Origin of the sequence: Alteromonas sp. ALT199, assembly GCF_018619335.1 — a bacterium.
In the GTDB taxonomy this organism is placed as follows: domain Bacteria; phylum Pseudomonadota; class Gammaproteobacteria; order Enterobacterales; family Alteromonadaceae; genus Alteromonas.
In genome coordinates, this window is the sequence record NZ_JAHHDX010000133.1 from 1 (window position 1) to 12466 (window position 12466).

The following is a 12466-nucleotide window of genomic DNA, read 5'->3' on the forward strand; positions in this document are numbered from 1 at the left end:
CCGATTAAAGAGTCGGACCAAGAGATACAGGCTTTTACGGCTTCTAATGAGACTTGGGTAATTGAAGGGTGTTACACAGACTTACTGCAACTTGTAGTAGCGCAGTCTACTGAGATTATATTTATGAATTTATCCGTTGAGTTGTGTATAGCTAACGCGAAATCAAGACCTTGGGAACCCCATAAGTACAAGACTAAACAAGCCCAAGATAATAATTTACCAATGTTGATAGATTGGATAGGGCAATATACGGAAAGAGACGATACGTTCTCTTATACTGCACACCAGCAGTTTTATGAAAACTATAGCGGAAATAAAAAAATGATAACGCAAAATATCCCGCACCAAGCCAGTTAAAACGTTTTTCGGCTTATGAATAGGGACTTCGCTTAATTACTGAAAGCGCAATAAAATCAAGGAGGACACCATCTTGTATAGCTTTTTATCTTTTACGGGGATAGCAGCATCGGTTTGGATAGTTTTAGGCATTTACATCGCTTCTCGTTTCTATCCAAACTATAGTCATATGAAGCAGTTTTGTAGTGAACTCGGTGCATTTGGTAGCCCAACACAGAAACTCTCTCCTGCAATCAATAATTACCCGTTGGGCTTATTATTCGCTCTGTTTGGTTATTACCTCATTAACTCACATCCAGGCCATATGCCAACTATGGTTATCGGTGCAATGACAATACTACATGGCATCTGTACTTGGGTTTGTGGCTACTTCCCAATGGACGCCGACCCATATACAACAACACCTTCGAAAAGTTGTAAAATCCATACGTGGTCAGGGCTAATTATGTTAGTTTCGTTTATCGTGGCGCCGCTGATTGTTACTTTCTCTAGCTACTATGCTTGGCCGCTGAGGATTCTGTCAGCATCGAGCGTTATTGGCTGTGTTTACTTTTCTTATAAACTAGCAAAATCCCTTGAACGAAAAACTGTACCAGGGCTTTATCAACGCCTAAGTTACGGATGCCAAATTCTTTGGCTGTTAATCTACTCGATTATCATGATTTTATAGAGCCGTACAATGAACACTCGCTTTAAAAGCTCTATCCCTCTAGCTTTCTTATGCTTAGCATCTCTTTGGTGGTGGTTTTACTATTCCTCCTCGAACTTTATCAACGACTATGGTGATGAAAAGCACGAGTGGTTGTTTATGCTAGATACATTACTAGTACTGCCAGTACTGTGTTTTTTGTGCGAGTCAGACAAGCAAAAAGCGGTTTTGAAAGCCATTGTATTGTGTTGTAGTGCGGTTTTTATTGGCGCGATTATTATTCCAGAACAAAACAAGGTGATGTTTCACTACCTTGAAAGTGGCCGCTACTTTGCTATCGGAGCTTTGTTAGCATTAGAAATAGGTACCTTAATAACGGTAAGTATCGCAGTTCGCGCACTTCTTATTAAAAAAGAAGACCCCGATTTAGCGTTGCAAATACCTATAGAACGTATCTTTGGCTCATCGTTGCTTAGCAACTTACTTCAGTTCGAGGGACGTATGTGGTCTTTCGCATTATTCGCTTCACGCATTAAAACCAGTACATATCTGGGTAATCAGCATTTTTACTACTATAAAAAAGATGGTGCGCAAAGTAATTTGATGGGCTTCATTGTGGTCATGATGATCGAGTTGCCGCTTGTGCATCTGCTACTACATTATATTTGGTCTAGCTCAGTTGCCAACATAGTTTCGGCCTTTACTCTATTTGGGTTAGCTTTTTTCTATGCTGAATATAAAGCTGTGGCAATACGGCCCATTTCGATTTATAAAGATAACCTCATTGTTCGATACGGGTTGTTTCAACCGTTTACAATCACTTTTTCAAACATCTCTGATATCAGCACAAACACAAGGTTCGTGAAGAGAGATAAGGGTATAAAACGGTTTAACTACTCGGGTGTACCTAACGTGATAATAAAGCTACATTCACCTATAAATGGTAAGCATGCCGTATACTTAGGTGTAGACTCACCTGATTTACTAATAGAAACAATAAAACGACAACTATGTTCTATTTCAACTAACGTTAACGAACTATCGAAGCTATGAAACTTAAATGTTAGCAAGGCGATAAGTGAAACCTAGCTTAGCGTTTGACCAAAAATCAACAGGGAGGTTTTCATGAAAAGCGTTTTTCTTTCATTACTCATTTATTTGTGGCCGACACAAGCATTTGCACAAATTGATTTAGAGGAATTTGGCAAACAATACTTTACGGCGTGGTCAGCAACGCAATCTCCAAATGCTACAGAGCATGATTTAGATAAATATCTATCGCTGCTTAGTAGTGATGTTGCTCATCAGCATTTGCCGTACGACTCTGACGATTCCCGCATGCCCGATGGTAAAGTACGAATTCGTGAGGGGATGCTTTATTACTTGGGGGCACACGTCTCTTATACCGCCCAACTCAACCACATTATACCTGCGCACAATGCGGTAGCTATTTCATACACTGCAACGAGTAAGGGCATTCACCCACAAACCAAAGAGCTAGTTGAACTCCAGTATCAAACATTGGAAGTGTTAGAGATTGAAGATGGTAAAGTAGCTGTGATAAGAAAATATGAAGAGTAATGGTGAGGTGTTAAGTCTGCTTAAAATAACTAAAACTCCGTTAGCAATACAATAAACGCAAAGGACGGCAACGTGATCGTAATCTATGGCATAGACAAACAATTAAACCCAATAAAACGTAAGCTATCAGATGTTATTCATTCTTGTATGCAATCAGTCTTAGGCTTACCGGAAAATAAAAGAGCGCATCGCTTTGTGCCGCTGTCAAAAGACGACTTCTTTTACCCTGATGGTAGAAGTGAGGCATACACAGTTATCGAAATAAACATGATGAAAGGGCGAGAAATACACACGCAAAAGTCACTGATAAAAGCATTGTTTAAACAAATTGAGCTAGAGTTGGAGATTTCACCCGTAGATATCGAGATTACGATTAAAGAACAAGAAAAGTATCAGTGGGGTTTCCGTGGAATGACAGGTGATGAAGCCCTTGATTTGAAGTATAAAGTGAACGTGTAACTCACTAATATGTCCAGTTTAATACTTCCACTATTTACGCATGTACTTCTTTGTACTGTACTTTACGCATTACTCACTGTAGCTCGCGCACCGGTTATATGGGGAGTGGGGCAAAGCAAAGATGGTTCAAACCCTTTCAGCAATATTCAGCCTAAAATTAGCGCGAACCTAAGCAATCAATTCGAGTGGCCAATATTTTTTTACATTGCCAGTGTATTGCTTATCGCAATGGATAAGCCAATAGACAGTGTACAAATCTACTTGGCTTGGGTATTTGTAATTGGCAGAGTGTTGCACAGCATTGTTCAAATATTTACCAACAATATTAGAATGCGTGGTATGGTGTTTACCATCAATTTTGTCGCTGTGTTGGCTATGTGGGCCTTGATTTTTATTGGTGAAATTGGCTTATAGTATTGCCGTTAGAAGAACGAGAAGGCTGAGCAAAGTGCGTCATTAGCGACAAAATTAAAAGATAGCGACTGTTTAATAAAAGCACTATTTGGTAAAAGCACTATTTAACATAAGCAAAAACGAGCATTAAAGTTATGGAAGACGTTTTAGAACCGCTGGGCCGCTTTATACTTCGAATACTCAAGTGGATAGTCGTAGATGCTATTATTGACGTCGTGATAACTGGTACAGGCCATGTGGTGCTTAAGCTTCTAACCTTTGGCAAATACCCGCGAGCGGGTAGAGACGAAGGAAGAACTTTCGCTGTTGGTTTTGTTAGCTTAGCCGTTGTCTTGGTCTGTCTTGCGCTGATTGCTTAATATTCATAAAGGATATTTACATGAATATGGAAAAGTGGGCAAAAACGCGAGAGAAAGGAAAACAGCGCTTCGTTTTAGTAAACGGTGTTTTAGGGTGGGGTGTGCCTACTGCCATTTTCTGGGCCGTATTGATGGAGTTTATTGAACCATCGGAAAATATTTGGGTACGCCCAACCATTGCTTTGTTCATTTTTCCCATTGCAGGTATCGCTTTTGGCCACTTAACGTGGAACAAATCTGAGAAAGCTTACGAAAAACACGCAATTAATACTCTGTAACTTCTTCAGGCTGGTTTTTTACCTATAACCCAGTAAAGTAAAAGTTCTCATTTCTACAAGCTAAATCAGAGAAGTACATGGAAGTATCGAAAGCAAGTATTAAAAAAGCAGTAGCGAAGAATATCATCTCTGAACAGCAGGGCATTGACTTATACAGCTTCTTTCAGGCAGAAAGCCAGCATGCTCCCGCTTTCACCTTTACCCATATTCTCTATTACTTGGGCGGCCTTATTGCTATCGGTGCCATGACCTTGTTTATGAATTTGGGGTGGGAACAGTTTGGCGGACTGGGGATAATCTTCATATCATTGCTCTACGCTGGCGTAGGGTTAAAGTTAGCGAACTCTTTAGCAAATAAAAACCTTATTATTCCTGCCGGTATTTGCGCAACCTTTGTAGTGTGTTTAACACCGCTTGCTATCTACGGTTTTCAGCAGTGGCTTGGCCTCTGGCCCGAAGACGATGCAGTCTATCGTCAGTTTCATACACGCGTTAAATGGCTGTGGTTGTACATGGAGCTTGGCACCTTGGTGACCAGCTTAATTGTAGCTTGGCGCTACAAGTATCCGTTTTTGATAATGCCTATTGCAGTAACACTGTGGTACATCAGTATGGATGCTGTCATGCTTCTCATCGACCAAGACGATATATGGAATTCCTACACGTGGGAATTCCGTGCAAAAGTGTCTATGTACTTCGGCATATTTATGATCTCGTTGGCCTTTTGGGTTGATATACGGTCAAGGCATTCTGCTGACTACGCATTTTGGTTATATCTGTTTGGCGTTGTTGCGTTTTGGGGCGGGCTTACCAGCCAAAACTCGGACAGCGAACTTTCAAAGTTTTTCTATTTCTGTATAAACCTTGCCATGGTCGGGCTAGGCGCATTATTGGTTCGAAAAGTGTTTGCGATATTTGGTGCCTTAGGCAGTTGTTTTTATTTAGGGCACTTAGCCTCTAACGTGTTTAGAGACAGTTGGCTTTTCCCCATTGCGTTAACAGCAATTGGTTTAGGCGTAGTGTATGTAGGAATATGCTGGCAAAAGAATGAAGTTAATATTACGCGTAAGGCCCGTAACTTTCTTCCAAAGCCGCTCCAAGAACTGTTAGATAAAAGGCTAAGATAAAAAGCGTAGTAATGCCTAAGCTTTCCGTAGTTGTGCTAAAAATAAATTAATAAAGTTAGTCTTAATTAACATCCTCAACGAAAACTAAATTTTCAGATTGGTAAAGTGGCGAAGACGTAAGGTAGTAAGTAGAAATGTCAGATAAAAAAGAAGAATTCAAAGACCCTAGTCGTCTTATAGTGTGGATAAAGTATTTGTTGTTTGTTCAAGTTTTTATGGCGTTAATCGCTATCGGCTCGAATTTAATGGAATACCAGCTTTTAACCGACTTTCAAAATGGCGTTTATTTTAGCCAAGAGATGGCGGTAGCCGACGCTGAAACTAACGACCAACGGCAGCAAATTATCGCGATTTCTTACATGGCGCTGTTCATAGTGTCAGGCTTTTTGATTCTAAAATGGATCTATCAAGCTAATCAGAATGTGAGGTTTTTGGGCGCAAAAAATATGGAGTTTACGCCTGGTTGGTCGATTGGTTTTTATTTCATTCCTATATTGGCGTTGTGGAAGCCCTATCAAGCTATGAAAGAAATATGGAAGGCAAGTCACAACCCGCAAAATTGGCAGCTAGAAAAAGCAAACCTCGTTATAGGAATTTGGTGGTTTTCTTGGATTGCGAACAGCATGGTTGGGCAGGCTGTGTTTCGCATGTCGCGAAGGGCAGAAGAAATTTCAGAAATTATGAATGTGAACTTAATTTCACAGGTGTCGGAAATACTCTCCATACCACTGGCTTTTGTAACGATTTATTTAATTAAAAAAATCTCAAATGCTCAATTAGCGATAAGAAATAACAACCAGATTCAGAAAGAGAGCGCACGAGGTTCAGAAATTATATAGAGAGTTCCCAACGGGCGACAGTTAACAGCAAATTCAATTGAAAAAGATAGCGAGGACGATTTTGGTAAAGCTATACACCAGTGTGTATGGTATGACATAGAAGCCAGTGACAGCAGTATAAACTTCAGAAGCTAACTACAAATCAAAAAAGGATTAACATGTACCAGCTTTTCATAATTATTGCTTTAGTCGTATATGGAATGTTGCCCTCTACCTCTTTAGCGAAAGTAAGGGGCGAGGCAACAACGATAAACATCTACTCAGATATATTGAAAGAAAAGCGCGAATTAATAGTTTACCTTCCAAATAGTTACCACATTAGCGAAAGCTCGCAATATCCTGTTATGTACCTCCTCGACGGTCAGCGCAATGTTTTCCACACGTCAGGAACACTAGATTTACTCGTACAGTCTAAAATGGCTGATGAAATGATTGTCATAGGAATTACCAATACAAAACCTTCTCTTAACTTTACGCCTACACATAGTGAAAACTACGCTAAGGTAGGAGAATCAGGCGGCGCCGATAATTTTATTAGGTTTCTGGAAAAAGAGCTTAGACCTTGGGTAGATAAAAAATATCGTACCAACAAATTTAATGTGTTGTCTGGTCATTCTTTAAGTGGGTTATTTACTATCTATACACTTCACAAAAATCCCGACTTATTTCAGGCGTATTTCGCGTTTAGCCCTAGTTTGTGGTGGGACAACCAAGTAATACTCGATATAGCGGCCTCGTTTTACGAACAAAAGGGCAGACTCAACAAATTCTTGTACGTAAACATGGGAAGTGAAGGTGGGCAAATGCTTAGCGGTTTTGAGCGTTACAAGTCACTTGTTGAAAGCACGTCCATTAATGGTTTTATGTCTAAATTTGAGCTGGATACCTCTGAAAATCATAATACTATCGCTTTAGTTGGGAATATTGAGGCGCTTAAGTACCTTTACAATAATCTTAATGTACCGGCAGATATTATTGATAAAGGCGAGATGGCCATCGATGACTTTTATAAAACACAGTCTTCAACCTACAAATACAACGCCACTGTCGACTACACCTCTATGAAAACATTGGGATACAAAGCATTAGCTAACAATGACATTAATACCGCCATACGATTGTTTGAACAAAACACCCATCGATTTCCTTACAAGGCTGAAGCTTTTGATAGTTTGGCTGATGCCTATGAAGCAAATGGTCAACTGAAAAAAGCGTTGGAAGCGCTTGAATTCGCAATTGTTAAAAGTACGAAAGAAAACGTGGAAAACAGCGTTTTTATAACGAGAAGAGATAGTCTATTGAAGCGTATTATTAGCGCATCAAAATAGGAACGTGTGTTTTGTAAAAAGCGGTGCGATTAGAAGTTTACGTTGGCATATAGATACTATCGTATTGATCTAACACTATGAATCTGGCTTACTGTGCTTCATTTAAGTTTAGAAGTTTTTTGACCATGCTATCGAAAAATAATTTTATCTCGTCTGCTGTAGCAGTTTTGCTATGTATATTTAGCGTACCGGCAAAAGCTAATGGTCCTTTCGAGTTAATGGGAGTGACAATAGATACTGGCGAAAAGTCGTCTTATTTAGCGCAAGAGAAGAACGTTTCCTTGCCTGTTACCGTTATAAACGGCAGTGGAGAAGGACCGACTCTTTTGCTTACCGCTGGTATTCATGGAGATGAGTTCCCATCTATGTATGCCTTACAACAACTACAGCAAAGTTTAGATCCTAAAGAGATGAATGGTGTGCTGGTTGTGTTGCACTTGGCAAACTTAGACGGGTTTCATGGAAATAGAATAGCGTTAAACCCTAAAGATGAGAAAAATCTGAATAGGGAATTTCCAGGAAGTGCTGACGGCACACCAACGGAACAAATTGCTGAGTTGCTAACCAGAGAGTTTATCGGCAAAGCGGACTTTTTGATCGACATGCATTCTGGCAGCGCAAATCAAACGTTGCTGAATCACGTTTATTCTCCCTTTGTTGGCGACGAAGAACTTGATGCTTTAACCTTTGAATTTGCAAAGGCCACAGGCATGCAGCATATCGTTATGTATGGCGACCGCCCTAGAGATCCTAATAATTCAATTTCCTACCCTAACACAGCGATGACAAGGGGAAAGCCTGGCCTTACTACTGAAATTGGGCATTTGGCGCAGACCGATGAAAAATCAGTTGCTGAAGCACTAGATGTGGCTAAAAACGCTATGTATTTTCTAAAAATGCTACCAGAAAAGCCGAAGCAGCACGCCGAAGCAATTATTTATGAAACAATAAAATATCCTAAAAGCTCAAAAACCGGTTTTTTTAAGGCTTCTGTGGTGATAGGCGATAAAGTGATGACAGGGCAAGATATAGGTATTGTTACGGATTATTTTGGTAATCTTGTTGAAACACTTAAATCGCCTGTTAATGGCACGGTTATGATGGTTAATCAAATGCCAGCCATTAAAAATGGTCAGTCTGTAATGGCTATTGGCGTAGAGATATCTGAATAACACATTTCATAAAGTAATTAGGCTAGGTGATCTAATTCGCCTGCTCAAACAAATAAATGTTAAAGTTAATTCACAAAATTGTGAGTAGGGAATGACATGGACTTTCTTTTTAACGTATTAATTTGGGTAGGCGTGGTTATCTTCGCCATTTTTATTATTGGCTTTATGGCAGCCGCTAAGTTGAATAAAACCCAAGACAATAACAAAGCGAAGGCATCGGCTAAGCAAGTTCGTGAAGGCGAAAGGCCAAGTGATCAAAATAGATAAACAGTTTTGGTTTTTTTATTCAGCAGGATGAGTAAAAAAACCAAATAATTTCACCCCTTTCTTTGAGTTCCCCCGTTTAGTGAAAAAAGGGGGAACAATATGCAAACAACAATTCTACCAAGCGCTAATGCACAGAATCTGGCACAGCACTTTGAACTACCATTTTCAAAAACACCGTTTTATAAACGCGCTGTAAACGTAGCGTCTATTACTCTTGCTGGTGGAGCGGTAACCGCTGGGCTTTTTGTTTTAATGGCAGAGCTTACTAGGCAAGATACGATAAGCATAACTGAAACGCCGCCTGTGTTTATCGAGCCCGTCATCTACCAGCCTGAAGATGAACAAACTATTACTAAAAAGCCCATCGCACCAATTGAGCAAGTGCTCAAGACACCACCACAAAAAGTGGTTCAGATTGACCCCGAACCAAACGATGGGCCCGGTAATTTTGAAATAAAAACACATGTTCCTAATACTGCGTTAGATGTATCAATAAATCTGAACACTGCTCAAGGAGATATGCAGGCTACGCCACAATTTAGGGTTGATCCTACATACCCTCCCGAAGCGAGTCGCGACGGTATTGAAGGTTGGGTAAAGCTTGGGTTTACGGTAAACGCTAGCGGCGCTGTTTCCGATATCATGGTGCTAGATTCTGAGCCCAGACGTGTGTTTGATAGAGCAGCACGCAGAGCGCTTAAAAAATGGAAGTACAAGCCTAAGCTGGATGGCGGCAAACCTGTTAGTCAAACAGGTATGGTTGTAGTATTAGATTTCAAACTAGAACAATAAGGATTGCCTATGAGTATAGGCGCAAGCTTGCAAAGCCTGTTTCAAGGTAAGCGCGAAAAAGCGCTGGGTGTGAGTGAGAGGCTAATGCTGCAATACAGCGCAAATGGTGATGAAGCATCGTTAGCCGCGCTCTTTGATTTGCACAGTCACAAGTTAATTTATTTTCTTAAGGTATTAAGCGATAGCACCATAGCTGAAGATATATGCCAGCGTACATGGATAAAGGTTATTGAGCATCACCATTTATTTAAAAGCGGCGACAACTTCCAAGCTTGGCTGTTCACTATTGGAAGGCGAGCGCTTATTGATGAGTTCCGTAAAAACGCCAAGCTTGAATATAGCAACGAAACCGTAGAGGCATTTACCCTTTCTGAGCGGGTTAATCACGCGCAGTCTTCGGTAGAAGATGATGTGGCTAAAGGGTTCGAAAAAGACGTGTTTAAAGCCTGCATACAGCAATTGCCTTACAAACAGAAAGAGGCGCTCTCGCTACAGTTTGAAGGTTTTAATCTTTCGCAAATAGCCGATATTTGCGGCGCTGAAAAAGAAACGGTTAAAACACGAATTCGATATGCCAAAGACAGTCTCAAAACCATGCTAGAGAAATTGTAATCATGTCTACATCAGATAAAGATCTACGAAATGCGTTTAGACGCAGCCAGCAGGTACAAAAGCAAAATGACGTTATGACCGAGAAGGTTAATGCTCGGGTACGCACCAACGTGCTTGCACATAACAAGGCTAAAGCAAGTGAAAGTGAAACAGAACAAATGTTCGCTACTGTGGCCTCGCACCTTCGAGCCTACTTTGCGTCATCAACCCTGCGATTTACCGCCGTGGCTTTTGCTATTGTTGCCATGCTAGGTGTGTACAACATTGGATCATTTCAAAGCCGTCACTCACCGAGTATGCGAAGTGCTGCACACAGTGTAGATATTGTGCATTATCACGGTTTTGAAGGTGAAGATAAATTGCTGGCTAATAAAACCAGTAACGATTATCAAGCGCGCTTCAATGCTTACACTCGCCAATATGTTGAAAGCAATTTGGTTGCTAAAGCGGTAACTCTGCAGCCTGCTACTTTACAATCGCAAGATGGGTATTGGCTTTTAGTGAATTGTGATAATCAACACGTTGTTGTTTCTGAAAGCCTGATTGCATCGTTAAATATTAATGGCCGAATAGAAGGTGATATCAGCGTTGGTACCCTGGTAGCGCTAGCCTTCGATGACCAGGGAAGGATACTGTCTATTAAACAGTCTACCAAGCCTTTGATGTGCTGACATATGGATGCATAAAGTATTGATGTAGAGGATAGCGTAAACGAGGCTAGTAGGCTTAGGAGCTGCCTGAGCCTCGTTTATTTCATATTGCAAGGTATGGTTATAAAGCCTATTTGTCTAAATCGTGCGCTCTAAAGGCATTTGGAAGTAATTCACCAATTGTGGTTTCAAACTTTTCTCCATTTTGACTAACCATGGTTACTGGGGTTTCATCTGGCGCGAACTCAGCAATTTTTTGTCTGCAACCGCCGCATGGAAAACAAAACTCATCGTTCGGGCTGGCAATAACAATATGCGAAATACGCTGTTGACCCTGTGTAACCATATTGCCAATTGCAGTGGCTTCGGCGCATTGGCCCAAAGGAAAGGCCGCGCTCTCTACATTACACCCTGCAAAGGTCTCGCCGGATGGAGTAAGCACCGCAGCACCAACTTTAAAGTTGGAATAAGGCGAGTGAGAGTTTTTTTGTGCATCAAAAGCAAGTTGTGATAGTTTTTCTAAATTATTTTTCTTCATAGCTACCTGTGTTAACCACCCAATACGCTTTACTTTTATCATCAAATGCGAGAAGGTTGGCGGCATTAGCGCCGCAACAAGCGTATATTAAATGCTCAGGCGGTTTTTTCTTTTTTTATAGAATGCTTTTTTACCATGCGCAGAAACGTTAGTCTCATCTTTTTTTCTATATTCGCTGTTATTTTAACCGGTTGTGCGCAGACACCACCTGTTTCAGAAAGACCTCAAATGGGGAATTTGCTTTTAGCCGAGCCTGCGCCCATTAATCCACGCTCTGAAATGGCAATTGCACGCTATAATCAAGTCCTTACTAGTCCAGCGCTTTCAAAGGAAGACAAAGCAGAACTACACTTTCAACGAGGCATGTTGTACGACAGTGTGGGCCTATCAGGTTTAGCGCAGTTCGACTACACCCAAGCAATTAACTTAAAGCCAGATTTGGCTGAAGCCTATAATTCTATGGGAATTCACTACATTCAACAGAGCGACTTCATTCAGGCTTACGATGCCTTTGACTCGACGCTAGAAATTAACCCGGAGTACGATTTCGCGTTTTTAAATCGCGGTATTGCACTGTATTACGGTGGCCGCGCTGAACTTGCCACTAGCGATCTAAATCGCTTTTTCGAAAAAGATGATAGCGACCCATTTCGCGCACTTTGGGCGTATTTTGCACACCACGAAGTATCAGCACTTCAGGGGCAAACCTATTTAGCCTCTATTCGACCAACCCTAGATCACGATCATTGGGCAACTACGCTGGTGGACTTATTCCTAGGTACCGTTAACGAAAATGATGTACTTAACTCATTACTTAACGGAGTTAAAAGTCAAAAAGCGCTAACGGATAGACTGTGTGAAGCCTATTTTTACTTAGGCAAATTTCATACTCAACGTGGTAACGGTGGAGTGGCGTCTAATTACTTTAAGTTAGCCTTAAGCACTAATGTGTTTGATTACGTTGAACACCGCTATGCAAGAATGGAACTTAACCGTTTGCGTGCACAAGCTAGTAACGACCTAGTTAGCGAAGAGTAAGAAACA

General features: G+C 40.9%; 18 protein-coding genes. 17 read left to right on the forward strand and 1 reads right to left on the reverse strand.

Going from position 1 to position 12466, the window contains the following annotated elements; translation table 11 throughout:
- From KL866_RS14755 to KL866_RS14830, 16 genes are all read left to right on the forward strand, one after another.
- On the forward strand, positions 1-357 hold a 357-nt coding region (locus KL866_RS14755), incomplete at its 5' end, for a shikimate kinase (protein WP_214995734.1).
- Between the two features lie 73 nt (positions 358-430).
- Entirely contained in the window at positions 431-1027 is a 597-nt protein-coding gene (locus KL866_RS14760) for a DUF998 domain-containing protein (protein WP_214995735.1), read from the forward strand.
- 9 nt (positions 1028-1036) lie between these two features.
- Complete coding sequence (locus KL866_RS14765) at positions 1037-2059, forward strand: hypothetical protein (RefSeq protein WP_214995737.1); 1023 nt, start codon at positions 1037-1039, stop codon at positions 2057-2059.
- A 72-nt stretch (positions 2060-2131) separates the two neighbouring features.
- Complete coding sequence (locus KL866_RS14770) at positions 2132-2587, forward strand: nuclear transport factor 2 family protein (protein ID WP_214995738.1); 456 nt, start codon at positions 2132-2134, stop codon at positions 2585-2587.
- A gap of 72 nt (positions 2588-2659) precedes the next feature.
- Positions 2660-3046 carry a tautomerase family protein gene (locus KL866_RS14775; RefSeq protein ID WP_214995740.1) on the forward strand — a complete coding sequence of 129 codons (387 nt, stop codon included), beginning with the start codon at positions 2660-2662 and terminating at the stop codon, positions 3044-3046.
- Between the two features lie 9 nt (positions 3047-3055).
- The gene (locus KL866_RS14780; RefSeq protein ID WP_214995742.1) at positions 3056-3460 is read left to right on the forward strand and encodes an MAPEG family protein; all 405 of its coding nucleotides are present in this window, start codon (positions 3056-3058) and stop codon (positions 3458-3460) included.
- Positions 3461-3594: 134 nt separating this feature from the next.
- Entirely contained in the window at positions 3595-3819 is a 225-nt protein-coding gene (locus KL866_RS14785) for a hypothetical protein (RefSeq protein WP_025255169.1), read from the forward strand.
- A 20-nt stretch (positions 3820-3839) separates the two neighbouring features.
- Positions 3840-4097 carry a hypothetical protein gene (locus KL866_RS14790; protein WP_025255170.1) on the forward strand — a complete coding sequence of 86 codons (258 nt, stop codon included), beginning with the start codon at positions 3840-3842 and terminating at the stop codon, positions 4095-4097.
- Between the two features lie 77 nt (positions 4098-4174).
- Positions 4175-5224 (forward strand): DUF2157 domain-containing protein, encoded by a 1050-nt coding sequence (locus KL866_RS14795; protein ID WP_214995744.1) that lies wholly within the window; start codon positions 4175-4177, stop codon positions 5222-5224.
- Between the two features lie 134 nt (positions 5225-5358).
- A complete protein-coding gene (locus KL866_RS14800) occupies positions 5359-6063 on the forward strand; it encodes a DUF4328 domain-containing protein (RefSeq protein WP_214995746.1) in 705 nt (234 codons plus the stop codon).
- Between the two features lie 158 nt (positions 6064-6221).
- Positions 6222-7391, forward strand: coding sequence for an alpha/beta hydrolase-fold protein (locus KL866_RS14805; protein ID WP_214995748.1), 1170 nt, complete (start codon positions 6222-6224; stop codon positions 7389-7391).
- 125 nt (positions 7392-7516) lie between these two features.
- On the forward strand, positions 7517-8563 hold the full coding sequence (locus tag KL866_RS14810; RefSeq protein WP_251140087.1) for a succinylglutamate desuccinylase/aspartoacylase family protein: 1047 nt from the start codon (positions 7517-7519) through the stop codon (positions 8561-8563).
- A 96-nt stretch (positions 8564-8659) separates the two neighbouring features.
- Entirely contained in the window at positions 8660-8830 is a 171-nt protein-coding gene (locus KL866_RS14815; RefSeq protein ID WP_197025454.1) for a hypothetical protein, read from the forward strand.
- 99 nt (positions 8831-8929) lie between these two features.
- Positions 8930-9622, forward strand: coding sequence for an energy transducer TonB (locus KL866_RS14820; protein WP_214995750.1), 693 nt, complete (start codon positions 8930-8932; stop codon positions 9620-9622).
- 9 nt (positions 9623-9631) lie between these two features.
- Entirely contained in the window at positions 9632-10234 is a 603-nt protein-coding gene (locus tag KL866_RS14825) for an RNA polymerase sigma factor (RefSeq protein ID WP_214995751.1), read from the forward strand.
- 2 nt (positions 10235-10236) lie between these two features.
- The gene (locus tag KL866_RS14830; protein ID WP_214995753.1) at positions 10237-10905 is read left to right on the forward strand and encodes a hypothetical protein; all 669 of its coding nucleotides are present in this window, start codon (positions 10237-10239) and stop codon (positions 10903-10905) included.
- A gap of 109 nt (positions 10906-11014) precedes the next feature.
- Here KL866_RS14830 and cdd read toward each other — a convergent pair whose 3' ends face one another.
- Positions 11015-11422, reverse strand: coding sequence for a cytidine deaminase (gene cdd, locus KL866_RS14835; protein WP_025255178.1), 408 nt, complete (start codon positions 11420-11422; stop codon positions 11015-11017).
- Positions 11423-11557: 135 nt separating this feature from the next.
- Between cdd and nlpI the strand changes: the two genes are divergently transcribed.
- Positions 11558-12460, forward strand: coding sequence for a lipoprotein NlpI (nlpI, locus tag KL866_RS14840; protein WP_025255179.1), 903 nt, complete (start codon positions 11558-11560; stop codon positions 12458-12460).
- Positions 12461-12466 lie beyond the last annotated feature (6 nt).